General features: G+C 60.0%; 23 protein-coding genes and 1 pseudogene. 6 read left to right on the forward strand and 18 right to left on the reverse strand.

Annotated features, from left to right (window positions below; translation table 11 throughout):
- The 3 genes from VL202_RS10055 to VL202_RS10065 all read left to right on the forward strand — a co-directional run.
- Positions 1-755: carbohydrate ABC transporter permease (locus VL202_RS10055; protein WP_325463972.1), on the forward strand; the 755-nt coding region annotated here is incomplete at its 5' end.
- A gap of 29 nt (positions 756-784) precedes the next feature.
- Complete coding sequence (locus tag VL202_RS10060; protein WP_325463973.1) at positions 785-1867, forward strand: sn-glycerol-3-phosphate ABC transporter ATP-binding protein UgpC; 1083 nt, start codon at positions 785-787, stop codon at positions 1865-1867.
- On the forward strand, positions 1839-3137 hold the full coding sequence (locus VL202_RS10065; protein ID WP_325463974.1) for a glycerate kinase: 1299 nt from the start codon (positions 1839-1841) through the stop codon (positions 3135-3137). The genes VL202_RS10060 and VL202_RS10065 overlap by 29 nt, the downstream gene beginning before the upstream one ends.
- 153 nt (positions 3138-3290) lie before the next feature.
- On the opposite strand, the gene VL202_RS10070 is transcribed toward VL202_RS10065, so the two are convergent.
- Genes VL202_RS10070 through VL202_RS10095 form a run of 6 tightly spaced genes read right to left on the reverse strand, consistent with a single transcriptional unit; the run spans position 3291 to position 8896 of the window.
- Positions 3291-4337 (reverse strand): hypothetical protein, encoded by a 1047-nt coding sequence (locus tag VL202_RS10070; RefSeq protein ID WP_325463975.1) that lies wholly within the window; start codon positions 4335-4337, stop codon positions 3291-3293.
- On the reverse strand, positions 4334-5173 hold the full coding sequence (locus tag VL202_RS10075) for an ABC transporter permease (protein WP_325463976.1): 840 nt from the start codon (positions 5171-5173) through the stop codon (positions 4334-4336). The genes VL202_RS10070 and VL202_RS10075 overlap by 4 nt, the downstream gene beginning before the upstream one ends.
- Positions 5170-6003 (reverse strand): ABC transporter ATP-binding protein, encoded by an 834-nt coding sequence (locus VL202_RS10080; RefSeq protein ID WP_325463977.1) that lies wholly within the window; start codon positions 6001-6003, stop codon positions 5170-5172. Before VL202_RS10080 ends, VL202_RS10075 begins: the two co-directional genes overlap by 4 nt.
- Positions 6004-6014: 11 nt before the next feature.
- Positions 6015-7016 carry an ABC transporter substrate-binding protein gene (locus VL202_RS10085; protein WP_325463978.1) on the reverse strand — a complete coding sequence of 334 codons (1002 nt, stop codon included), beginning with the start codon at positions 7014-7016 and terminating at the stop codon, positions 6015-6017.
- 26 nt (positions 7017-7042) lie between these two features.
- A complete protein-coding gene (locus tag VL202_RS10090) occupies positions 7043-8197 on the reverse strand; it encodes an LLM class flavin-dependent oxidoreductase (protein WP_325463979.1) in 1155 nt (384 codons plus the stop codon).
- Positions 8198-8206: 9 nt separating this feature from the next.
- A complete protein-coding gene (locus VL202_RS10095) occupies positions 8207-8896 on the reverse strand; it encodes a class II aldolase/adducin family protein (protein WP_325463980.1) in 690 nt (229 codons plus the stop codon).
- Between the two features lie 314 nt (positions 8897-9210).
- Between VL202_RS10095 and VL202_RS10100 the strand changes: the two are divergent.
- A pseudogene (locus tag VL202_RS10100) lies at positions 9211-9360 on the forward strand (IS5/IS1182 family transposase); the annotation flags it as partial.
- An 89-nt stretch (positions 9361-9449) separates the two neighbouring features.
- On the opposite strand, the gene VL202_RS10105 reads toward VL202_RS10100, so the two are convergent.
- From VL202_RS10105 to VL202_RS10160, 12 genes are all read right to left on the reverse strand, one after another.
- The gene (locus tag VL202_RS10105; RefSeq protein WP_325463981.1) at positions 9450-10208 is read right to left on the reverse strand and encodes an amino acid ABC transporter ATP-binding protein; all 759 of its coding nucleotides are present in this window, start codon (positions 10206-10208) and stop codon (positions 9450-9452) included.
- An 11-nt stretch (positions 10209-10219) separates the two neighbouring features.
- A complete protein-coding gene (locus VL202_RS10110) occupies positions 10220-10918 on the reverse strand; it encodes an ABC transporter permease subunit (RefSeq protein ID WP_325463982.1) in 699 nt (232 codons plus the stop codon).
- A 9-nt stretch (positions 10919-10927) separates the two neighbouring features.
- Complete coding sequence (locus VL202_RS10115) at positions 10928-11599, reverse strand: ABC transporter permease subunit (RefSeq protein WP_325463983.1); 672 nt, start codon at positions 11597-11599, stop codon at positions 10928-10930.
- Positions 11600-11754: 155 nt separating this feature from the next.
- Positions 11755-12609: a hypothetical protein gene (locus VL202_RS10120; RefSeq protein WP_325463984.1), complete on the reverse strand. Its 855-nt coding sequence runs from the start codon at positions 12607-12609 to the stop codon at positions 11755-11757.
- A 44-nt stretch (positions 12610-12653) separates the two neighbouring features.
- Positions 12654-13817 carry an amidohydrolase gene (locus tag VL202_RS10125; protein ID WP_325463985.1) on the reverse strand — a complete coding sequence of 388 codons (1164 nt, stop codon included), beginning with the start codon at positions 13815-13817 and terminating at the stop codon, positions 12654-12656.
- Positions 13817-14776, reverse strand: a complete 960-nt coding sequence (locus VL202_RS10130; protein ID WP_325463986.1) for a threonine/serine dehydratase — start codon at positions 14774-14776, stop codon at positions 13817-13819. Before VL202_RS10130 ends, VL202_RS10125 begins: the two co-directional genes overlap by 1 nt.
- The gene (locus tag VL202_RS10135) at positions 14773-15459 is read right to left on the reverse strand and encodes a GNAT family N-acetyltransferase (protein ID WP_325463987.1); all 687 of its coding nucleotides are present in this window, start codon (positions 15457-15459) and stop codon (positions 14773-14775) included. Before VL202_RS10135 ends, VL202_RS10130 begins: the two co-directional genes overlap by 4 nt.
- Positions 15460-15472: 13 nt before the next feature.
- A complete protein-coding gene (locus VL202_RS10140) occupies positions 15473-16108 on the reverse strand; it encodes a helix-turn-helix transcriptional regulator (protein WP_325463988.1) in 636 nt (211 codons plus the stop codon).
- 99 nt (positions 16109-16207) lie between these two features.
- Positions 16208-16993 (reverse strand): transporter substrate-binding domain-containing protein, encoded by a 786-nt coding sequence (locus tag VL202_RS10145; RefSeq protein ID WP_325463989.1) that lies wholly within the window; start codon positions 16991-16993, stop codon positions 16208-16210.
- Between the two features lie 17 nt (positions 16994-17010).
- A complete protein-coding gene (locus tag VL202_RS10150) occupies positions 17011-17967 on the reverse strand; it encodes an ornithine cyclodeaminase family protein (RefSeq protein WP_325463990.1) in 957 nt (318 codons plus the stop codon).
- Between the two features lie 401 nt (positions 17968-18368).
- A complete protein-coding gene (locus VL202_RS10155) occupies positions 18369-19502 on the reverse strand; it encodes an aminotransferase (protein WP_325463991.1) in 1134 nt (377 codons plus the stop codon).
- Positions 19503-19530: 28 nt separating this feature from the next.
- Complete coding sequence (locus VL202_RS10160) at positions 19531-20472, reverse strand: ornithine cyclodeaminase family protein (RefSeq protein ID WP_325463992.1); 942 nt, start codon at positions 20470-20472, stop codon at positions 19531-19533.
- Between VL202_RS10160 and VL202_RS10165 the strand changes: the two genes are divergently transcribed.
- Together VL202_RS10165 and VL202_RS10170 are read left to right on the forward strand one after the other, a co-directional pair.
- Positions 20471-21142: an XRE family transcriptional regulator gene (locus VL202_RS10165; RefSeq protein ID WP_325463993.1), complete on the forward strand. Its 672-nt coding sequence runs from the start codon at positions 20471-20473 to the stop codon at positions 21140-21142. The two genes, VL202_RS10160 and VL202_RS10165, sit on opposite strands and share 2 nt — an antisense overlap.
- 82 nt (positions 21143-21224) lie before the next feature.
- Positions 21225-22409, forward strand: a complete 1185-nt coding sequence (locus VL202_RS10170; RefSeq protein WP_325463994.1) for an MFS transporter — start codon at positions 21225-21227, stop codon at positions 22407-22409.
- Positions 22410-22734: the final 325 nt, after the last annotated feature.

Consider the following 22734-nt stretch of genomic DNA (forward strand, 5'->3'; position numbering starts at 1 on the left):
TAGGTGTTGATCAGTCCGAGATAGTTGAGAACGATATAGAGTGGCACGATGACGGCTGCGGTGGGCAGCAACTGCCCGATCAGCACGAAGGCAAGCGCGGCCGCGCGGCCGCGGAAATCAAAGCGCGCTACTTCGTCAATAGCCTCATCGTCTCGATCGGCTCGACCTCGCTGGCGCTGATCTTCGCCATCTTCGCGGCCTATGGTTTCGCGCGCTTTGATTTCCGCGGCCGCGCGGCCGCGCTTGCCTTCGTGCTGATCGGGCAGTTGCTGCCCACCGCAGCCGTCATCGTGCCACTCTATATCGTTCTCAACTATCTCGGACTGATCAACACCTATCTTGGCTTGATCCTGGTCTACCTGATCCTCACGCTGCCACTCAGCGTCTGGATGCTCACGGGCTACTTCCGCGGCATCCCGAAGGAACTCGAGGATGCCGCCATCATCGATGGCGCGTCCCATCTCGGCGTGCTGTTCCGCATATCGTTGCCGCTGGTGTCCCCCGGCATTATCGCCGTGGCTCTCTATTCCTTCGTCGCAACGTGGAACGAGTTCGTCTTTGCCCTTTCCTTCGCGACCGAAAAGGAAATGAAGACACTGCCGATCGGGCTGGCCGAGTTTTCGACTGAATTCGATACCGACTGGGGCGCGGTCATGGCCGCTTCATTCGTCATGACCCTGCCGATCGCGCTCATCTTTCTGGTGATGCAGCGCATGTTCGTCAGCGGTCTCATGTCCGGCGCCACGAAGGGCTGACGGACGAAGGAAAAAGGGAGGACCAAGCTTTGGCTCAGGTTGAATTGAACAAGGTAGTGAAGAAATATGGGGCCTACGAGGCACTGCACGAAGTCGACATGCGGGTTGAAAACGGCGAGTTCGTCGTGCTTGTCGGCCCGTCAGGCTGCGGCAAGTCCACCCTGCTGCGCATGATCGCTGGCCTGGAAGCCATTTCGAGCGGCGCGATCAGCATCGGCGGACGCGTGGTCAACGACATCAGGCCCAAGGAGCGGGACATCGCCATGGTGTTCCAGTCCTATGCGCTCTATCCGCACATGACCGTGCGCAAGAACATGAGCTTCGCGCTCAAGCTCGCCAGCGTGCCGCAGCCGGAGATCGACGCCGCCGTCGAAAGAGCTGCCTCCATTCTGGGCCTGGGGGAGCTTCTCGACCGCAGGCCGAAGCAACTGTCCGGAGGACAGCGTCAACGCGTGGCCATGGGCCGCGCGATCGTTCGAAATCCGCAGGTCTTTCTTTTCGACGAACCGCTGTCGAACCTCGACGCGAAACTGAGGGTGCAGATGCGCGCCGAGATCCGCGAGCTGCATCAGCGGCTGGGAGCGACCACCGTCTATGTCACCCACGACCAGATCGAAGCCATGACCATGGCGGACAAGATCGTCGTCATGCGCCAGGGTTACATCGAGCAGATAGGCCATCCTCTGGAACTCTATGACCGCCCGGCCAATCTGTTCGTGGCCGGCTTCATTGGCTCCCCGGCCATGAATTTCATCGAGGGCGAGACCTCCGCCGCATCGCCTCAATCCTTTGTCGCGAAGGACGGCACCAGCATCGCCCTCCCTGCCGGATCGGCAGCCCTTGACGGTCGGCGAGTGATCCTTGCGATCCGGCCAGAGGATCTTGCGGTGGTCGGCGACGGAGCACCCGGCGCCTTTGCCGGCAAGGTCGTCGGCGTCGAGACCACCGGCCCCGAGAGCGTGATCCTCGTGGAGACCTGCGGCACACGCGTCTCCCTCGTCCTGCGGGAACGCGCCAGCCTCGGGGTCGGCGAGACGGTGCTGCTGCGGGCGGATCCGGCAAAACTGCATTTCTTCGAAAGCGATGACCATGGCCGCCGCATCATCATGTGACCCCCGGGGCTTCCTGGCATCGCTGTTCGACACGGCCGTAAGGGCGGCAGATCCGCGCGAAGGCATACGGCGACACCTGCCGGCCCCGCCCCAGGGAGGCAGGACCATCGTCATCGGCGCCGGAAAAGGCGTAGCCCAGATGGCGGCAGCACTTGAGGCTTTATGGGAGGGGCCACTGTCAGGACTGGTCGTCAGCCGATACGGGTATGGCTGCCCTACGCGCATCATCGAGGTTGTCGAAGCGGCGCATCCGGTTCCGGACATGGCGGGCATGCAGGCGGCGGCCCGGCTCAAACAGACCATAGCCGACCTCACCGAGCGGGATCTGGTGATGGCGCTGATCTGCGGCGGTGGATCTTCGCTTCTGCCGGCCCCGCCCGAGGGTTTTGATCTGCAGCACGAAATCCTGCTGAACGAACGGCTACTGGCCTCGGGCGCCCCCATCTCGGCAATGAACGCGGTACGCAAGCATTTCTCCACCATCAAGGGTGGCCGGCTGGCCGCTTTGACGCGGGCGAGGGTGATCAGTCTGATCGTTTCCGACATTCCCGGCGACAATCCGGCCTTCGTCGCCTCCGGGCCCACCGTCCCCGATGGCACCAGCCGGCATGATGCCCTCGACGTCATCACGCGGTACCGGCTGGATCTTCCGACCTCCATGTTGGATCACTTCAAGGCGCCGGTCGCAGCGGCACCGGATCCGACGGACGCTGCCTTCGCCCGGAACGAACATCATGTCGTCGTATCCGCACGGGTGTCCCTGGAGGCCGCCGCCGCGCTGGCCCTCGACAGCGGCGTGACGCCTTATATTCTCTCCGATGCAATCGAGGGCGAGGCGCGCGACGCCGCGCTGGTTCATGCGGCAATCGCCCGGGAGACCGCGGCGCGCGACCGTCCCTTCCGCAAACCGGCGCTGCTTCTGTCAGGCGGAGAGACGACGGTAACGCTCCGGGCCGCGGGCGGGCGCGGTGGACGAAATGGTGAGTTTGCGCTCGCGATGGCCATGGCAATCGACGGTCTGAATGTGGCGGGCCTTGCAGCCGACACCGATGGAATCGATGGAACCGAAAACAATGCCGGCGCCTTTTTCGACGGCTCCACGGCCCGGCGACTGCAATCTGCCGGCCTGGATGGTGGTGCTCTGCTGGCACAACATGCCTCTTACAAAGGCTTCGAGGCGATCGGAGACCTGTTCGTCACCGGCCCCACAGGCACGAACGTCAATGATTTCAGAGCAATTCTGATCAGCGACGGCTGTCACTCTGCGTGAACTGTTGCACGCCGGAACACAAACCGGTCATTCGCGCATTATGGGCGTTGGTGCACGGATCTGGAACTGAACGGATGGGGATCTTTGAAACGGCTGACTATGGCGTGGCTGCCTTGCGCAATGAAGGACGTAAAAACCCCTACTCCGCGGCCGTCAACAATTGCCGTTCTCAACAGAAACTTCGCCCTTTAAGGCAGCAGCGCCAGCTATGAGAATTTCGGGCGCGATCCAGTCTTCAATATTGACCTTGGAATCTATAAAACCATGCCTGGCGAGACGGTCGATCTGGATGTCGAGAAGATCAAGGCGTTCGTGACCAAGGCTCGGTGTCATCGCGGCCTGGAGATTGGAGCCGTAGGTGGCCTCTGCGAATTCTCGCGTCGCGCCGGTTTCCTTGCAGACGATCGAGATGACGCGGTCGTGGTTTTCGCCGACCCACGCGCCAGCACGCAACGTTGCCGAAACGAAGGCGATGACCAGTTCCGGGCGTTTTTCGAGGAGGTCCGCATGAACGGTAATAGGGCGTGGCGTCCCGTTGTTGACGCGATCGCGGACCGGCAGCGCATCGATATCGACGAGGGTGGCAAGGCCAAGCCGTTGCGCCGCCTCGCGCGCTGCGGCACCCTTGATATAGGCGGCGTCGGCTTCGCCCGAGGCGACCTGTTCCAGGGACGGCCAGTCCTTGATCTTGAGATCGCGGCGGAGCCGGCCCGGCGGCACGGTCTGCGCAAGAGGCGTCTCGACGATGGAAACGTCGCCGAAGGTAAGCCCTACATGTCTCAGCGCCGTCTCGAACCCTCCGAGCGCCATGGCGCGTGCGTGACTGGCGTTCCGGCGCGCGGCAAAGGCAGGGATGGTGATCCTCGCGCCGCGCAGGTCTTGTTTTTCTCGTAGCCGGTCGGGGTGGGCGACGATGGCCTGGCCTTCATCGATGAATGTGAGCCCGAGAAGACGTGTTGGCACGCCCTCCGCCCGGGCGACGATCGCGGGTACGCTGCCGCCCTCGCGGATGAGCGTCGACAGAGAATGATCGTAGTGAGAAAGCGCGATGTCGAGTGGGGCATCCTGCAGAATGCCGAGCTCGGTGTCGAAGGCCGAGAGACGTTCGGACAACCACCCGAGGTCGAGCGCAATCCCGCTCGCCGTCGGGACCTGGCAGCGCGTATACCAGACCTTGTTGGGAGACGGGTTCGCGCTCATGAGCGGCCCCCTGCTGCGTCGTTCGCGACATGCCAGTGAAGCAGGCGGTTCTCGATGGCGAGAAAACCGTAGTTGAGCGCGTATCCAACCACGGCCACTGTGATGGCACCGGCATACATTCGTGAAATGTCGAGCGTCTGCTGCGCGTTGAGAATATAGTACCCGACGCCGGAATTGCCTGCGATCATTCCCGCCGCGATCGCGATGACAAAGGATCCGGCCAGCGCGAGCCTGAGCCCGATGAAGATCTGCGGCGCGGCGGCGGGAAGAACAATCTCATAGATCGTGCGCCACCATGAAAGCTTGAAGGTGGCTGCCGTGTCACGGAGCGCTGCCGAGACACCTTTTGCCCCGGAATAGGTCGCGATCAGGATCGGGATCGTTGCGGAGACGAGGATGGCGATGACGTTCATTTCCCGCCCGAGACCCGCATAAAGAATGATGACCGGGATGAAAACGATGGTCGGAACGGGACGCAGCAGCTCGATGATTGGCTCCACCAGCACATAGATGATCTTGACCCGCGCCATGGTGACCCCGATCGCGACGCCGAGAATGGCGGATAGGACATAGCCATAGACCATCGATGTCATCGTATCGGCGAGTTGGAAGCGCAGCTGGCCCTCTGTCATCTCCAACCACCAGGCTGCCCCGATCCGCGATGGGGCGGGTAGCCCGGGAGAGGAATTGTAATGGGCTACGATCTCCCAAATGCCGACAAGCACGAGGAGGGCCAGCCAACCGAGGGCGCGGTTGTCGAACGCGATCGGGCGCCTGCGCACTGGCTTCTTGGCCACGTCTACGGTCGAGAAGGTTATGCTTGTGGGTCCCGTCATGCGGCCTCCGCGGATTTCAGGGACGGCGCCGAAAGGACGCTCTCAAGAAGCTTGCGCCTGTATTCCAAATAGCGGGGATGTTCCCGCGTCTCGATTTGTCGGCGCGGTCGGGGAAGCGCGATCGGGATCTGCGCGGCCAAGCCCCTACCGTTGGGGCTGAGAACGAGAATCCGGTCTGCCATGTAGATCGCTTCGTCAATATCGTGGGTGACGAGGATCGCCGTGAAGCCGAATTTCCGCCAGAGATCCAGCATGAGATCCTGAAGCGTGGCGCGGCTCAACGCATCGACCGACCCGAAGGCTTCGTCGAGCAGGATGATCTCCGGACGCGAGGCAATGGCACGAGCGATTGCGACGCGCTGCTGCATGCCGCCGGACAGTTCGCGCGGATAGCGGTCTATCGCATGGGACAGGCCGACATCCGCGATGATCTCCTCGACAGGCACCTTGAACTTATGGGACGACTGGACGGCATGGCGTTCGCCGAAAAGCACGTTTTCGCGCACGGTCAGCCAGGGCAGCAGCGACTGGGAATAGTCCTGCGCGACGAAGCGAACCTGCGGCGGTGGCTCCGAGACGGCGCGATTGCCGACGCGCACCGACCCTGCGCGGGCTCTCGTCAGGCCGCCGATCGCGCGAAGCAGCGTCGACTTTCCGGAGCCGGAGCGGCCGACCAGGGCGAGGAACTCCCCGCCCTCGATCGTCGTCGAGATGTCGGCAAGCGCATCGACCGCACCATGCTTGCCCGCATAGCGCACGGAGAGCTCGCTCACCTCGATCGTCGGCGGGGTAATCAGGATCTGTTCGACAGTGGTATTGCCCGTGGTCATGGAGGAACCTCTCAAAGGGTCGGAACGGTAGCCGTCTTGTAGAGGAGCGGTTCGACGTCGATGACCTGCTTGATGACGCCCTCGTCGTGGGCGATCTTCAGCCATTCCTGGAGTGCTGCGAGATCGACGGCGCCGGACTGGGCGGCATTGCTGTCATCCATGCGATTGATGACGCCAGGAACTTCCTTGTCGAGCGCGAAAAGGTCGATCTTGTCGTATTTCAGCGAGATATTCGCCTTCTCCTCGGCGCTATAGGCATTATAGCGCTTGGCGCCCTCGCGTGCGGAGCGGACGAATTTCTCGGCAAGGTCCGGATTGGCAGCAATCCACTGGCTGGTCGCGAAGAAGCCGGCAGTGCTGGTCTTTTCCGGGACCTGCTCCCAAGGCCGGCCTTCCAGCGGTTTGACGCCATATTGCTGTTCCCATTGCGCGACATTCGGGTCGGACGCAATAGACGCGTCGATCTGGCCGGACGAGAGCGCCGCCCCGACCGTCTCGCGCTGATTGATGATGACATATTCGACAGCCTCCGGATCGACGCCGAAACGCTCGAGATAGAGCCGTACCCGAAGACGCGACTGCGCATGCGCTGCCGTCCCGATCTTCTTGCCGACGAGATCGGCCGGCTTCTCGATGCCGCTCTTAGGGCCGGCAATAATGTAGTCCGAATTGCCGCGGCCATTGGCGGCTTGGAGAAAGGTGAGGTCGAAGCCGTTTTCGCGGGCACCCACCCAGGCGAAAAGGTCGGCATAACCAACTTCCAGCGATCCGCCGACGGTTGCCGCCAGGATATTGGGGCCGCCGGCAAGGGTGACGATCTCTACGTCGATCCCGTCTTTTTTGAAGAGGCCTTCCTCGATCGCCACCTTGATGCCGGGAATCGCACCAAAGGGCGCACCGATGCGCAGTTTCTGGGATTCAGCGGCAAAAGTCGGACCAGAGGCGGTGATAGTACCGAAAGCAAGTGCGACGGCGGCAAGCATCGCGCGACGGTTCATTAAGGCTTTGAGCATGTTTCGTCTCGATCTCTGAAGAGGTGTCAGCCAGCGGCTGCGGCGTCGATGCGCGCCTGGGATGGGGTTGGGGCAGTCTGCCATGTATAGGGTGCGCTCGGGGCATGCGGCTGCTGCCAGCTGTTATCCAGCGGCAGCAAGGGCATGACCTGATCGGCGAAGCGATGTGCTTCCTCCAGGAAGGGGTTCCCCGAAAGAATGAAGGATTCGACGCCGAGATTTTTGTATTCGATAAGGCGTGCTGCGATGGATTCCGGCCCTCCGACCACGGCGATCCCTGGGCCGTTGCGCAGCAGTCCGAAACCCGACCAGAGATTGGGGTAGATTTCGAGGTCCCGTGCGCTCTTCGGGCGCGTCCCACCATGGAATGCTGCCTGGCGAATCTGGCCGATGGCGTCCTGCTTGCTGTTGCTTGCCTGGACTTTGGCGATCGCATCGTCGGACGCGCTGTCCAGCATGTACTGGGCCTCCTGCCAGGCCTCCTCGTCGGTGTCGCGCAGGATAATGTTCAGCCGTATGCCGAAGCCGAGCTTCCGGCCATATTTGGCTGCACGGGCGTTGATATCCTTGATGGTGGCGGCCGTTTCCGGCGGAGGCTCGCCCCAAGTGAGGTATTTATCGACGTGCTTTGCCGCAACGTCCATCGCGATATCGGAGGAGCCGCCGAACCAAAGCGGAGGATAGGGCTTTTGCAGCGACGGAAACTCCGCCTTGGCGCCCTTCACCTTGATAAACTCGCCGTCGAAATCCACAGTCTCGCCTGACATGATCCGTCGGTAGACATCGAGGAATTCGTCGCAGCGGCGATAGCGCTCGTCATGGGCAAGGTGGACGCCGGCGGGAGCAAGGCTCGTGTGGCCGTTGACGATGTTGAGAAGGAGTCGGCCGCCGATATTCTGATCGAGCGTTGTCGTCAGCTTGACGAGCTGGCTTGGCGTGAAGATGGATGGGTGGATTGCCAGCAGGAACCGCATCCGGCGGGTGCTGGCCGCCAGGCTCGCCGCGGTGATGAACGGGTCAAGGCCCCCATTCGGCTGGGTGGCGAAGAGTGCGCCGGAATAGCCCCGCGCATCGATCGATGTCGTGAGCGCGCGCAGATAGTCGAGATCGACCGGGCGCGTCCATTTCGGATCCCACGGATAACGGCCGTCGCGGCCGACCACATACCAAAGAATGTCCATTTGAATTTCCTACTTTGCCTGGATCGGCTGAGAGCCGCCGAGAGCCTGGGCACGGATGAAGATGCCCGCAGCCTCATCGATGGTGACAGCGAGCTGTGCCGCCTTTTCCGGCGTTTCGTCGAACACCAGCAGGCCATGGTTTGCGAGAAGCACCGAGCGGGTCTCGGGGTTGTCCGCCAGGAAGCCGTCCAACGCTGAGACGAGGCCGCCCGAATTCCTGTCGCCATAGGGGCTGACGGGAACGGGCACCGTCTGTCCCCGGGTCAGGAGAGGTTCGTAATGCAGCGGGATCGGTTTGTGCGCCACGGCAAAAGCGGTGGCATTGAGCGAATGCGTGTGGATGACGGAGCCGACGCCCGGCCGCTTGTAGGCATGGGTATGCATGGCAATGACCGACCGCACCCCCTTGCCGAGCTTCCCTCCGACGAACTCGCCGTCGAGCGTGACAATCCCGAAATCCTCTTCGGTAATGTCCTTCGGCAAACCTCTCGCCGTCACCAGCACGTGATCCGGCGTTTCCGTCAGCCGAACGCTGGCATTGGCCGAACGGCCGTTCGTGAGAACGCCGCTGATATGAAGAAAACGAATGGCGTCGAGAAGCTGCTGGCGTAGCACCCGGTCTTCTGGACCAAGCTCCAGGCTGCTGCCCTCGATGGACGATACCTTGTTGCCAAATTCGATCGCACTGACAGCACTCATGATCAACTCCTTAATACACTAAAAACGTAGATTTAAAGATCAAATGGCGCAAGGAGTTTTCTTGCTATAAAACGAGGGGATTAGGGAATTTTATCCTATTGATTGGCGTCGGTTGTGTCCGCTATTCATCGTTCTGTCGCTCGCTGGGATCGCCGCAAGGGCGATCCGGATTTCCAGCGAACGAGGATGGTGGACCGGCCATCTCTTGTAGACGTTGTTGCAGGGATCGGGCTTTGCCGGGTATTAGCGTTGTACCTGTCGGACAGGATTGCCTGAATGCCGCACACGTTCAATGATGCCACCGCCATCTGCCTCCCAAGCAGCGGCACCGGCATATTGCCGCAATCAACAGTGACGGCCGGATGAAATGGCAGGTCTCTAACGGTTACGGCAAACGCTCGCTGGTTGAGACGGCAATCGGGCGAGACAAGTCCATCATCGGGCGGCGTCTGCGGGCCAGGTCGCTGCCTGGTCGCCCGTTTCAACGATCCCCATCCGTTCAGTTCCAGATCCGTGCACCAACGCCTTGTCCATCGCCATGGGACCGCCGCGGCTAGGCCGAAGCATGATGCGCGTGTACTTGGCTGAGAAAGTTTTTCGTCCTCTGGTGTTGCGGATTGTCGAAAAACGCCGCCGGTGTGTTCTGCTCGACGATCACACCGCCATCCATGAACACCACGCGGTCGGCAACCGTGCGCGCAAATCCCATTTCATGGGTCACCACGATCATCGTCATGCCTTCACGTGCAAGATCGACCATGACGTCGAGCACTTCCTTGACCATTTCGGGGTCCAGGGCGCTGGTGGGCTCATCAAAAAGCATCACCTTCGGCTGCATGCACAGAGCACGGGCTATTGCAACGCGTTGCTGTTGACCGCCCGAAAGCTGCCCTGGATAGGCATTTGCCTTTTCGGCAATCCGTACCCGCTCCAGCAACTTCATTGCCCGTTCAGATGCCTCTTTCTTGGAAGCCCCTCTGACCAGCCGCGGTGCAAGCATCAGGTTCTGCAAAACCGTCATGTGGGGAAACAGGTGGAAACCCTGGAAGACCATTCCGACTTCACCGTTGAGGTCGGCGATGTTGGAGCAATCCTTCCTCAAGGATTGTCCACACACCGTGATATCGCCGTCCGAGCGCGGCTCGAGACCGCTTATGCAGCGGATGATCGTCGACTTTCCTGAACCCGAGGGCCCGCACAGGACCACTTTCTCGCCAGCGGCGACAGAAAGATCGACACCCTGGATGACGTCCAGTTTTCCGTAGCTCTTACGAAGATTTGCGACATCGATCATCATTGAATTCGAATTCATGCCCGTGCCTCCTAAGCGGCGCGTCCGGTCGTCGTACCAGGCACGACGAACAACCGTTCGAGTTTTTGGAAGACGCCGCTGACGATCATTCCTATCAGCAGGTAGAGAACACCTGCGACGATGAAGACTTCGAACGGCGCATAGGTCTTGGCCACCATAGCCCTGGCAGCCCCAGTCATTTCCATCACGGTGACGGCGCTTGCCAATGTGCTGGCCTTCAACACGAGGACCAGTTCATTGCCAAGCGGAGGTATGATCGCTCTATAGGCTTGGGGGAGAACAATCCGGGTCATCGTCTGGATGCGGCTCAGGCCGAGGGTCCTTGCTACCTCCCTTTGGCCCGGTGGCACCAGAATAATCGCGCCTTTGAGCAGTTCCGCGACGTAGGCGGCAGAATTCAGCCCGATGGTCAGGAAGGCGCAGTTCACGGGGTCACGTAGGACCGGCCAGAATATGCTGTTTCGCACGAACTCGATCTGGCCAAGACCGTAGTAGACGATGAACAGTTGGACGAGGAGCGGACTGCCTCTGACAAGGAAAGTGTAGGTGAAGGCAGGAACGTTGAGGATGCGCAGTCCAGATGCACGGGCAAGGGCGAGAGGTAGCCCGACCACCTGCCCCACCAGGAACGCGAGAAGCGTGATTTTCAGCGTCAGCCAAAGGCCGCTCAGTACAACGGGGATCGCGTCGAGGAAGATTTCGTAGGACATGACGTCTCCTCAACGCGCGTGGATCGAGAGCCTGCGATTGGCAAGCTCGAAGACAATGGTGGATACTGTGGTCACCAGCACGTAAAGCAGTGCCGCGGTCAGGTAGAAGCCGAGCGGATTGTGCGTCGCCCCGGCGGCGACGACGGATTTCCGCATAAGCTCCTCAAGTCCGACAATGGAAACCAACGCGCTTTCCTTCAGGATCACCAGCCATTGATTCCCGAGGCCGGGCAGTGCGCGCTGCAACATCTGTGGCAGGATGACCCGGAAAAAAGCCTGCTTCGGCCTCAAACCCAGCGACTTGGCCGCCTCCCATTGCCCTATGGGCACAGCGAGAAGCGCCGCTCTGAGGATTTCGGTCAAATACGCGCCCGACACCACGGAAAGAGCGGCGATGCCGGCGGTCAGAGCGTCGACCTCCACATAGGACCCGACCAGCTTCGTCAGCAAGACAGTCCCACCATAAAACACCAGGAAGATGATCAACAGCTCGGGCAGGCCGCGAACTACGGTGACATATGTTCCGATCACCCTTTTGGCGACAGGCCCACCGCTGACCCGCAGCGGCGCGGCGACCATTGCGATGACGAAACCGACGAGAAAGCTGCCGAGAGCGACTTGCAAGGTCAGGACGAGGCCGTCGAGCAATTGTGGAAAGTAGGTACTGACGCCTTCGAACATTGTTGTTATTCCCCCGACCCCGCAACGTCTGCGCTATCACCAAACCATGGGCAACGGACGCTAGCAACAGTCACATAGACCAAAAAATCCCGGTTAGACAAATTCACCCACGCGCACCCAACGGCGCCTGCACCGCTCGGCGATTTGGGCGGTACTCATGCCGCCCTCGTCGCTCGTGTCGTCATGGAAAAGCCATCGACGGCCGGGGTGAGTTCAACCGTCACACTACCCAGTTCACCCAAGCTCTGCACATGCGTGCCGCCGCAAAAAATCTCCGCCGAACGCCCATCGAGCTCGCAGCGCCACAGCCGGCGTGAACCGAGGGTCGTCTCTGAGGGTTCGATCGTGATGCGAGAGGCCTGCGACAACCAGTCTGCGACAATGCGATTGATCTCTTCGGTGATCGCTTCCAATGCAGACAATGCCGCACCGGCATCGAAGCCCTTCTTGCGAAGGCTCTTGCCGAGACGATAGTCGTCCTTTGAACCCTCCCAATGAACGAGTGACCTTTCGATCGCCTCCTTGTCGAAATCCGGACTGCCGAGTGAATCTGTCGGAACGCCTTCCTTTGTCCAGAAGCGTGCCACGGCGCGGTTCAAGGCGAGTGCGGAAAGGTGGACGGCTGTATGCGCAATGCTCAACTGCTCGCGCTTTTGCGCGTCGACCTTGATCACCACTTCCTCACCAACGACGGGAAGCTCGTCACCGACAGGGTCCAGCAGGTGGCAGACGACGCTCACCCATTCGTCGCCGACACGGCCAAGCGCCTTGGCAGCGTCGCCGACGACCAGCTCGCTGTTGGCTGTGTTCACCAATCCGGTCAAGGCATCCACGAGATTGTAGTCGGCACTTGGGGTCGAGAGTGTGCCAGTATCGGCCGCTTGATCAGGCCAGCGAAAACTGACGGGATGGACCGGCGTTCTGTCGGTCAACACCAGCAGGCGATCGCCGTATCGGTCCACACGCAAAACAGTTCCGCGGCCGATCGTGTCGCCTTTCGCAAACGTCACGTGTGTGCTCTCATTAATTGCTGTACTCATGGGGATCAGATGTCCTATTTGCCGCGAAGGCTTGTCTCGGCAGTGCCGGCGAGCAACTGGGCACCGACGGCTATGATATCGTCATTGAAATCGAAATCGGGCTGGTGAAGGCCTGGGCTCGCAACGCCGTTCCCGATCCATGCATACGCGCCGGGCCGATGATCCAGGAATACGCCAAAATCGTCGCCAGCCATCGACGGCGGCAGATGGACGAGCCGGTCATTGCCCATGGCGGACGCGACACGCCGCATGGTCTCCGCTTCAATCGGGGTGTTGACGACCGGAACCATGTCTGGACCGTCCAAAGCCATCTCGGCGCTGACACCGGTCATGTCCCCGATAGCGTGCACGGCCTTTTCAAGTCGGATACGGATGTGATCGAGCATGCTGGACGAGAACCCGCGATAGGTTCCTCGAAGCCTCGCCTCCGTCGGAATGACGTTCTGGGCGACACCCGATTGGAAAGACCCGACAGTGACGACGGCGGAATCGAGGGGATTGACCGTTCGCGATACGATTTGCTGGAGGCCAGTCACAAAATAGCCGCCAGCCAGGATCGGGTCCGCGCTTCGATGCGGCATGGCACCGTGCGCACCGACCGCGCCGAATACGATCTCGAATTCGTTCGACCCCGCCATCACCGGCCCGTTCTCGACTGAAATGGTGCCCGTCTCCATGCCAGGCCAATTGTGGAACGAAAAAATGCTGTCGAATGGGAATCGCGCCAGCAGACCGTCGTCCAGCATCGGCTGTGCGCCACCATATCGTTCTTCGGCCGGCTGGAAGATCAGGACGACACGCCCTGGAAAATCCCTTGTCGCCGCGAGATAGGATGCCGCAGCGAGTAGAGTGGCAGTGTGACCGTCGTGACCGCACGCATGCATCCGGCCCGCATGGCGCGACGCATATGGAAGATCGGTCGTCTCGGTTATCGGCAGCGCATCCATGTCGGCGCGCAACGCCACGGCCGGGCCGTCCGAACGTCCGACGATTTCAGCAACCACCCCATGGCCGCCGATGTTCTCGGTCACGGACAAGCCCATCGCGCGGAGTTCTCCCGCTACGATCCGGGACGTCTCGACCTCTTCCTGCGACAGCTCCGGTACGCCATGCAGCCTGCGTCGCAGTTCGACGAAGCGACCAATTTGGGGAGCGAGAAATTCCAGCGTCTTTCCCATCAAAGAACCCGTTTCAGCACCGATGTGCTGACATTGCGACCACAGGAAACAATCACCACCGGCCCGTCGATGAGGTTGCGATCTGCCTTGAGTGCCGCCGCGATCGCCACACCCGCCGCGCCTTCGACCAACATGTGATGCTGCTCGACAAACATGCGCATCGCCTTCGCGATTTCGTCCTCCGAAACGTCGACCCAGGCATCAACTAGATCGCGGCAAATTTCGAACGTGATGGTGTCCGGCTCCAGCCCTCCAGCCGTACCATCCGAAAGAGTGTCGTCCGATTCGAGATCAAGCACGCGGTCGGCCGCTACCGAGGCTGCCATGACGCGTGAAGCCTCCGGCGAGCAACCGATGACCTTCACATTGGGGGCTTTGGCTTTGAGATAGCTCGCAATACCGGAGATAAGGCCGCCGCCGCCGACAGAGGCGAACACCGTTCCGACGTTCGGCAGCTGACGCAGGATTTCGACCGCCACGGTTCCCTGGCCGCCGATTACATCGATGTCGTTGTAGGGCGGTACATAGACGCCGTTCTCCGCCTCGGCGAAAGCGCGGGCATGTTCCTCCGTCTGAACCGTGTCGGTCCCGTGAAAGCGCACCTCTGCGCCGTAATGTCTGATGGTCGCCAGCTTGGCTTCGGAAGCGTTCTCGGGCACGAAAACGATGCCTCGTCCGCCGATCTGGTTGAGCGCGTAAGACACAGCGGCCCCGTGGTTGCCGGAGGATGCCGTGATTACCGGCGTCGTCTTGGCGGCATCACCGAGCGCAAGGATTTTGTTGAAAGCCCCTCTGAGCTTGAACGACCCTGTATGTTGAAGATGCTCCAGCTTTACATGGACATCGGCACCGACCGCCTCCGACAGGTATGGAGATGCCTCAAGATAGGTCTCGCGAACGAACGGGCGGATGCGCTTCTCGGCGGCCTCGATTGCTTGGAACGGTGTGGAGCTGGTCATGCAAGGGTCCTTTTTGGCGCGGCTTCGCCGGTGGTTTTCGGCACGCCGAAATCGTTCGCCACGGCTGGAGCAATGACGGGGATATGCGGGGCGGCATCGAGAGGAAGATGTCCAGTCAAACGAGGGTCGGGCTCGGACTCAATGCGCAGAGCATAGGGCGTGAACCCCGACCTGATGTAAAACTGAAGAGCGGACGGATGATCGAGTGAGCAGGTGTGAACCCACATGCGGGAAATCGGGCGTGACCATGCGCGATTGATCGCATTGTTGATCAAGGCGCGACCGAGCCCCTTCCCTACACTGGTTTTGGCGAGCCCGAGAAATGCAAGTTCGCACTCTCTGGATGTCCTGAAGTCCAGTTCCAAAAGGCCAATATCCGAGCCGTGACCCTGTACGGCAAAGACCTCGACAGCGTCGTCGCCCAGAATGGCACTGAGCGCAGAGTCGTCCATTACCAGGCGTGAGTACCAAAGCCAGTCGGAGCCGATCTTGCGATACAATGTCCGGTAGGCGTCCAGGTTTTGGCGATCCAATTCTACCAGTGTCACGTTGGGCGGGAGGTCCGCATTTGGGAGTGTCGGTCGCGAATTCATCTCCAGGCATGTGACCACGCTGGCCACGTATCCAGGTGGAACATGCGAATAGCCGGTCGAAAGCGTCGGAAAATCGCCCATCGTCTGCATTCCATCTCTTCGCTCAAGCGTCCTGTTCGACCTTGAGATAGTTGTAGACCGTTGCCCGACCCATTCCCAGAATCCGGGAAATGTAGGCCGCCGCGTGCTTGCCTTCGAAGGCACCGTCGTCGGCCAGAGCACGGATCAGTTCCTGCTTTTCCGACCTGCCCAAATCGGCGACAGCGATGCCGCGATGCGTTGTCCAGGATTTGATGTATTCATTGACCCGCTCGTGCCAATCCTCTTTGAAGAGTGCTGCGGGTTTGTCCTGGTCGACCGGTACCGAGGCAAGCGAACCCAGCACCTGCATTGCCGCATGGATATGGGTCACGTCGACGTTGATGCACAGAACGCCGATCGCACGCTCCTCGGCATGCAGGACGATGCTGACAGATTTGATGCGGCGTCCGTCCCAGTTCACTTTCTCGTAAGGGCCGATGATCGTTTCCGTCGGCTTGAAATCGGTCTCGTCGAGAAGCGACGGCTCCCCGATGACCCTCTTCGAGAAGTTGTTCGAGATATGGCAAACTGTGTCGCTCTTCAGGTCATGGATCACGACCTCGGCGTGCGGCTGCAGAAGGAGAGCGATCGCATCGCATACCCGGTAGTAAGGCGCGAGTTCGGCGGCTGCGACCGGAGTGTCGATGTGTTTTCCCATGGCCCCGTCCGAATCAAGAGAGTGGGAGCTGGCAGGACACTATCGTGGCAACGCCCTGCCCTTTCCCGAGGGAAGGCGGCCTGACGGCCGCCTTTGATACTACTTCTTCGAGACGTCGTATTCGAACCACTTCTGGCTGATCTTCGCCATTGTACCGTCGGCGAGCATATCCGCTACTGCCTTGTCGATGCTGGCCTTCAGTTCGTCCTGACCCTTGCGGATTGCGATGCCCTGCCCTTTTCCGAATTCGGGATAGTCGGCTGAGGTAAGCTGGGGGCCGGCGAAGATGACCTTGTCCTTGGCTTTTTCCGTCTTCAGAAGCGGAAGCCAGGCGGACTTTTCCATGAGACCTGCGTCGATGCGACCGGCAATGATGTCGTCGAGGACCTGGTCAGGCCTGTCATAGATGCGAACTTCCGAATCCTTGAAATGGGCTTTCGCGACCTGCTCGTGCGTTGAACCTGTCTGCACGCCGATGACCTTGCCGACGAGGGCTTTTTCGAGAGCCGCACGATCGGTGGCTTTCGCCGCTTCGGAATCCGCCAGTGCAGACAGATTGTTGGGCGCGTCGGCATAGGCGACCGAGAAGTCGACCTGCTTCGACCGCTCTTCGTTGATCGAGATGCCCGAAATCACAAGGTCAAACTTTCCAACCTGCAGGCTCGGCAGTAGACCGTCGAACGCCTGGTTGGTCCAAGTGCAGTTGGCAGAAATCCGCTTGCAGATTTCGTCGCCCACATCGCGGTCGAAGCCGACGATGTTGCCGGAGGCATCAACCGACTCCCAAGGCGGATAGTCGGCGCTGCTGCCGATGCGGATGTCCGCGGCAAGCGCCGCGGTGAACGACAACGCGAGAATTGCCGTCGTGAGCATGAGCTTTTTCATAGGTTCCCCTTTTGCTTTCACTGCTGGTTGAAGTTGCCGGATTTTGAATTAAGCACGGTTTGGGCGATCGCGATGTCCTGCACCGCGACACCAGTGAGGTCGACCACCGAAATCTCGAGATCGTTTGTACGGCCGCCAACGCCACCATCCAGGATGATCCCCAGTTCGGTGACATCGGTACCCAAAAGACCGGAATGGCTGAACTCTCCATGGTGCAGGCACTGTGCGACATGGTCCGCAATCCGGACAGTCGCCATCTTGACGACGGCAGTATCCAATTCCTGCTTTCCGGGCGCATCTGCGCCCGTGGCCGTGATGTGGGTACCGGGACGTATCCAGTCTGCCATGACAATGGGAGACTGCGACATTGTCGAGGTCACAATGACATCGCTTTCACTGCAGAGTTCCGCCAGCTCAGTGGACACGTCAACGGTGATGCCCTCGCCCTTGAGCTCATCAGCCAGACGCCGCGCATTTTCCGGCGTGCGACCCCATACCGTGAAAACTGGATTCCTTTTGGAAAGAACCTCCCGGTGCGCGCGAATCTGGTGTCTTGCCTGGACGCCGGTGCCGACAATCGCGATTTTGCGGGCGTCTTTACGCGCAAGCGCTTCTGTTGCGATAGCTCCGCCAAATCCGGTTCTGAGGTCTGTCAGCAGACCTTCGTCCTGGAGAATTGCCAGTACCTCGCCCGTTTCAGCCGACAGCGCGAGAACTACGCCATTTCCGGTCGGAAGACCTTTGGAAGGGTTCGAGTAGAAGCCTGTGGCGATCTTGACGACGAATACAGGATCGCCCTTGATGTGGCCGAACTTGATGTGGCAGTCGCCGTTGTTCGCGGGAAATCCTAAATAACCAACAGGTGGAACCTGAGCGTCACCACGCGACATCGAAATAAACGCAGCCCTTAATGCCGGAGCGATTTTCGTGATGTCGATCGAGCGCTCGATCTCCGATTTGGATATGATCTGCATGCCTGGAGTCCTTCAAAGACGGCGAACGTCTAGCAGGGAGAGATTAGACAGTAAAGTCCCTGCTGGACAAATAAGTCCAGTTGCAGCAGATTCAAATAGGGTAATAAACGTTTATCTCTGGTGGTCCGCTCAATGCGGGCAACACGCCCTCGCCCGGCAACGGTCGATGCATAGCATGGAGATGCCGTTGCTCGATGGCCGTGACTTTCGGAAAGGACGGCGTTGAAGTCTGTGATTTCAGATCGGAGCGGGGTCTGTTCATTGCGCGAGACGATAAGGGCGATTTGCGCAAATGGGCGGCAGAATTGCCCAAGGCGGACCCGTAGCTCCAAGACGCTTCAAGCAAACGGAAAGGCGCGACGGCACTCCGACGCCGCGCCAGCAGGCTTTGACGCTAAGGCTCAAGCCGCCCGTATGTTGTGGCCGCGCAGGAATAGGCTGAGCCCCTTCAGGCCTTCGCGCAGCACGGCTTCGCTATTGCTGTACCCGATCCGGAGATAGCCTTCCATGTCCATCGCACTTCCAGGCGTCAGCATGACCCCGGTCTGTTCCAGCAGACGGATGCAGAATTGCTCGGATGTCATCGGAAGATCGTACTTCAACAGCGCGGTGGTTCCCGATTTCGGCTTGATCCAGGAAATCAACGGCTCGTTGTCGACCCACTCGGAGAGGATCGCAAGGTTATTGCGCGTGATTGCCTGACTGCGTGCCAGTATCTTGTCCTTGTTTTCGAGAGCGATCGCCGCGAAGTGATCGTCGAGCATGCCGACACTGATTGTGTTGTAGTCCCTGTGGATCGTCACCGCATGGATAAGCTCCTTCGGAGCCACGATCCAACCGAGCCGCAATCCGGCAAGTGAGAAGGTTTTCGACATGCTGCCGGTGCTGATCCCCTTTTCATAGAGATCAGCGATGGACGCGGTCATTCCGTCGCCTTCCTGATCCGTACCCCGATAGACTTCGTCGCACAGAATCCATGCGCCGACCGAGCGCGCGATCTCGACGATCTTGACGAGGTAGTCCCGGTCCATGAGCGAACCGGTCGGATTGTTCGGATTGTTGATCGCGATGAGTTTCGTCCCGGGCGTTGCAAGCTTCCTCAGTTCATCGAGGTCCGGGAGGAAGGAAGTGGCTTCGGTGAGCCGCAGGATTTGGACGTCGGCACCGTAGCTTTCCGGGATCGAATAATGCTGCTGATAGGTCGGCAGCACAGATATCACCCTGTCTCCGGGCTCCACCAGGGTCTCGTGGACAAGAGCGTTCGCGCCGATGGCACCATGCGTCGTGATGACGTTCTGAAATTCCTGCTTCGCATACATGCCGGCAATGAGTCTTCTCAGACGCTCGGTGCCTTCAATCGCGCCATATGTGAGCTTGAGTGGGAGAAGCTCCGAAAGGATTGTTTCCTTCTTGCCCGACAACTCGAGAAGCTCGTCCATCGTCAAGGACTCGACGCATGTCTCGGCAATGTTCCAAGTGCACTCGTTCTCGTATTTGTTCATCCAGATTTCAACGCCGAAATCACGAATTTTCATGTTGTCTTTCCTTCTATCTATATCGGTTTCAGAAGCGGGCGGCCGTCAGCAAGGCCGCGGCGACGGCGATGTCTTCCAGGCCAAGGCCGATTGATCGGAAATATGCCGGACGCTCCCGGCTGGGCGGTTGCGCGCGTCCGGCGACGAGTTCAGGCAGGTCGCCTCGGATCGCATCAGCGCCCCACAGACCTGTCTGTGTGGCAAGTTTCATGTCGGCCGCAGACTGCGGGGTCGTCGCCCGGTAGTCACAATACACATCCAGATCGGGTAACCGAGAAGGGTCGATCTCGTGGGCATTGGCTGCGTTGGTGCTGATCGAAGTTACGACCGCGTCGGCACGAACTCGCGACACATCGATGACGGGATTGCCCGAAGAAGTGCAGAGCAAGATGGCTTCTGCGCCGTCCGCCGCTTCATCGGCATCGACATACGTCATGATCGCAGAGCCATTCGCCAGCCGTGACGGTAACCCCTCTTTTGTACGTGCGCTTGGGGAGGCAAGACGAACCTCCGTCCAGTCTCTGAGGCTCTCGACGTGGCGCAGATGTGCCAGGCCCACCTCTCCGGTTCCGACGATCGCCAGTACTTTCGCATCCGGGCGGGCGAGCTTGTCGATGGCGAGCGCCGTGGTCGCGGCAGTGCGCTCGGTTGTCAGCCGCTTGGAGTCGCAAAGCAGCACGGGCGCGCCGGTCTCCATCGACATGAGTATGGTCCATGCTGTCACGAGAGACTGACCGTCACCCGCAATGTAAGGCGACAGTTTTGCACCGAACATCTTCTGATCCGACAGCACCCCGAGATAGGTGATGAAATCGCCCGCGCCGTTCGGAAACAGGCTCAATGTCTGCGGGGGTTGCGTGGCCGACCCGTCGGCAAGTGACTGGAACATCCTCGTGAGGGCGGCTTGAACATCCAGTCGAGGAAGTAGGTCAAGAATAGTCTTCTCGTCGAAGACCTGCGGCGATTGCATGGAAGGGTTCCTCCTGATGGCGCACGTCGTTCATGACGAGAGCGGGCATGCGCCATATTTGGCTGTTGAACAGCACCGGCTTTTGAACTATGAACTCAATATGAGCAATATATTGCACAGTCAAGGGCGCGGCGGCGTGCTCTCGCATGTTTCCGGGAACCTCAGGAGGCTCCGCCAAGCGGCGGGGCTCAGCCAAACCAGTTTGGCCGCATCGTCCGGGCTGAGCCGCCGGATGATCGTTGCTTTGGAAAGCGGTGATGCGAATATCAGCCTATCGAGCCTCGACAAGCTGGCTTCGGTGCTCGGGGTCGATTTCGTCGAATTGGTGCGCGATCCCTCGCGTCATACGCGCTCCGAAATCAATGAACTGGCCTGGCGAGGGGAACATGATGACAGCGAGGCATTCCTGCTGTGCTCCACGCCAGCGTCACGCGAAGCGCAACTCTGGGTCTGGTCGCTCGGACCGGGGGAGAGTTATTTCGCGGAGCCCGATCCGGAAGGATGGCATGAGATGCTCTTCGTTATCGAAGGAACCCTGACGCTGGTTTTGTCGGACAGCACGGTACAATTGGCTCAGGGAGGCCACACGAGTTACAGCACGGCGCAATCATACTCATATTCCAATCGGGACACGGGCACGGTGCGCTTCTTACGCAACGTGATTTCGTAACGTAAACATGGGCGGTGGGGCGACTTTGTACTGCCGGCGATCCAGTGAAGCAGCGTGCGGGACGGCCCGGAGGGAGAGTTGAATGGCACGCATAGGAATGTCGGACGCATCTCGCGGCAGGCCCAGCCGACCGAACCGACATCTCCTCCACTGGTTTCTGGCATATGGTCTTTTCGGCGTGCCACAAGCGGCTGCACCTATCGCGTTTGCTCTGATAGCGCTTCCGCTGACAGGAGATGCCAAGAGCGGCGCGGCCATCGTGGTGGCAATGACGATCGCGCAGGTTCTGGCGGCCGTTCCCGTCACCCGTCTCGGGCGGCGTTATTCGGCGGCGATGTACCTCCGGTCGCTCATCGCGGTCAGAGCCATCGCCCTCTTGGGCATGTCCGGTCTTGCGGCAACGCACTCGCGGTTTGAACTCCTCCTGATCGCGGGCGCAGTCGCTGGTGCTGTAAACGGTGCCGCATACGGCTATATTCGGGCAATGCTCAACCACATTGTCCCTCCCAACGGCTTGCCGAGGGCTCTTGGCATCGGAGCAACCATCAACGAAACCACGTTTGTCGCCGCGCCGGTGCTCGCTGCCGTGCTTGGAGGCGTGTCGCCTGCATTGTCGATGGTCATTATCGCGGCCCTCGGCATGTGCCCTTTTTTCCTTGTCCACGCAGGTCCGGAACAGGAGCCCGAAGCAGTGAAGGTGGCAGAAGGGTCCGTCTTCAACGGACCGATCTGCGGATGGATGCTGTGTTCTGCCGCGGGCGGCGCAATCGTCGCCACGATCGAAGTCGGTGCAGTTTCGCTCGCCCTGGACTTCGGTTACGGCGCGGGCATGGGAGTGATTTTTACGGTGGCTCTTTGCCTGGCGTCAATTTCGGGGGGCATTTGGGTCACGCTGAGAAACAGGATGGCCCAACGCTATCTCGTGATGCGGTTGACTGCCTTGATGATGGTCGGTGCGACTCTCGTCGCGCTTGAGCATTCGCTCGCTGTGACGGTTTTGGGGTGTGTGGCGGTCGGCCTCACAATGGCTCCGCTGAGCACCCACTATTCCTTGGCACTGGACGCCCTGGCCCCACCTTCACGGCGCGCCGAGGTGTTTGCACTTCTGCGAACATCGAATTCGCTTGGCGTGATCTTCGCCGGGGCAATGCTTACAGTCGGGCTTCTTTCGATTTCCCTGGTTGTCGCCGGGCTGGCCCTGCTGTTCGCTGCCTGGACAACTTCCAGGCTGGGTCCCGCGTTCAATGACGGGGAGGACCGCCTTTAGCCAAGCTCTGTGGAACAACGCGATGACCGCCTCGAGACAACCTGACCCATGGCGCACGTCTAGAATGCGCCAGAAGTGGACATACAGTGAGGCGTGATGCACACTTCACTCCGCTTTGGATGGCACTCCATTCCAAGTCTGCAAGTTCATAGTGCATGATTCGAGGCCCCGGTTTTGGATGCTTAAATCACCTTCAAAGACGAGGCCTTCAATTATCATAACGGACAATCGGCATTTTCGAGATTGCCCCCTTACCTGACATGCTGAGGACATGCAAAATCGACGCAGATGAGCAGGAGCGCAAAGTTCGTTTTGGGCTTCTCAG

It is taken from the genome of Pararhizobium sp. (assembly GCF_035497515.1).
Taxonomy (GTDB): Bacteria; Pseudomonadota; Alphaproteobacteria; order Rhizobiales; family Rhizobiaceae; genus Pararhizobium.

What these genes read in the sequence shown, in the direction of transcription:
- VL202_RS10070 (WP_325463975.1), bottom strand. Translation starts at nt 4,337, where the DNA reads ATGAGCGCGAACCCGTCTCCCAACAAGGTCTGGTATACGCGCTGCCAG.
- VL202_RS10170 (WP_325463994.1), top strand. Translation starts at nt 21,225, where the DNA reads ATGGCACGCATAGGAATGTCGGACGCATCTCGCGGCAGGCCCAGCCGA.
- VL202_RS10105 (WP_325463981.1), bottom strand. Translation starts at nt 10,208, where the DNA reads ATGAATTCGAATTCAATGATGATCGATGTCGCAAATCTTCGTAAGAGC.
- VL202_RS10085 (WP_325463978.1), bottom strand. Translation starts at nt 7,016, where the DNA reads ATGCTCAAAGCCTTAATGAACCGTCGCGCGATGCTTGCCGCCGTCGCA.
- VL202_RS10115 (WP_325463983.1), bottom strand. Translation starts at nt 11,599, where the DNA reads ATGTTCGAAGGCGTCAGTACCTACTTTCCACAATTGCTCGACGGCCTC.
- VL202_RS10125 (WP_325463985.1), bottom strand. Translation starts at nt 13,817, where the DNA reads ATGGGAAAGACGCTGGAATTTCTCGCTCCCCAAATTGGTCGCTTCGTC.
- VL202_RS10155 (WP_325463991.1), bottom strand. Translation starts at nt 19,502, where the DNA reads ATGAAAATTCGTGATTTCGGCGTTGAAATCTGGATGAACAAATACGAG.
- VL202_RS10150 (WP_325463990.1), bottom strand. Translation starts at nt 17,967, where the DNA reads ATGCAGATCATATCCAAATCGGAGATCGAGCGCTCGATCGACATCACG.
- VL202_RS10080 (WP_325463977.1), bottom strand. Translation starts at nt 6,003, where the DNA reads ATGACCACGGGCAATACCACTGTCGAACAGATCCTGATTACCCCGCCG.
- VL202_RS10135 (WP_325463987.1), bottom strand. Translation starts at nt 15,459, where the DNA reads ATGCAGACGATGGGCGATTTTCCGACGCTTTCGACCGGCTATTCGCAT.
- VL202_RS10065 (WP_325463974.1), top strand. Translation starts at nt 1,839, where the DNA reads ATGACCATGGCCGCCGCATCATCATGTGACCCCCGGGGCTTCCTGGCA.
- VL202_RS10130 (WP_325463986.1), bottom strand. Translation starts at nt 14,776, where the DNA reads ATGACCAGCTCCACACCGTTCCAAGCAATCGAGGCCGCCGAGAAGCGC.
- VL202_RS10095 (WP_325463980.1), bottom strand. Translation starts at nt 8,896, where the DNA reads ATGAGTGCTGTCAGTGCGATCGAATTTGGCAACAAGGTATCGTCCATC.
- VL202_RS10075 (WP_325463976.1), bottom strand. Translation starts at nt 5,173, where the DNA reads ATGACGGGACCCACAAGCATAACCTTCTCGACCGTAGACGTGGCCAAG.
- VL202_RS10160 (WP_325463992.1), bottom strand. Translation starts at nt 20,472, where the DNA reads ATGCAATCGCCGCAGGTCTTCGACGAGAAGACTATTCTTGACCTACTT.
- VL202_RS10140 (WP_325463988.1), bottom strand. Translation starts at nt 16,108, where the DNA reads ATGGGAAAACACATCGACACTCCGGTCGCAGCCGCCGAACTCGCGCCT.
- VL202_RS10145 (WP_325463989.1), bottom strand. Translation starts at nt 16,993, where the DNA reads ATGAAAAAGCTCATGCTCACGACGGCAATTCTCGCGTTGTCGTTCACC.
- VL202_RS10165 (WP_325463993.1), top strand. Translation starts at nt 20,471, where the DNA reads ATGGAAGGGTTCCTCCTGATGGCGCACGTCGTTCATGACGAGAGCGGG.
- VL202_RS10110 (WP_325463982.1), bottom strand. Translation starts at nt 10,918, where the DNA reads ATGTCCTACGAAATCTTCCTCGACGCGATCCCCGTTGTACTGAGCGGC.
- VL202_RS10090 (WP_325463979.1), bottom strand. Translation starts at nt 8,197, where the DNA reads ATGGACATTCTTTGGTATGTGGTCGGCCGCGACGGCCGTTATCCGTGG.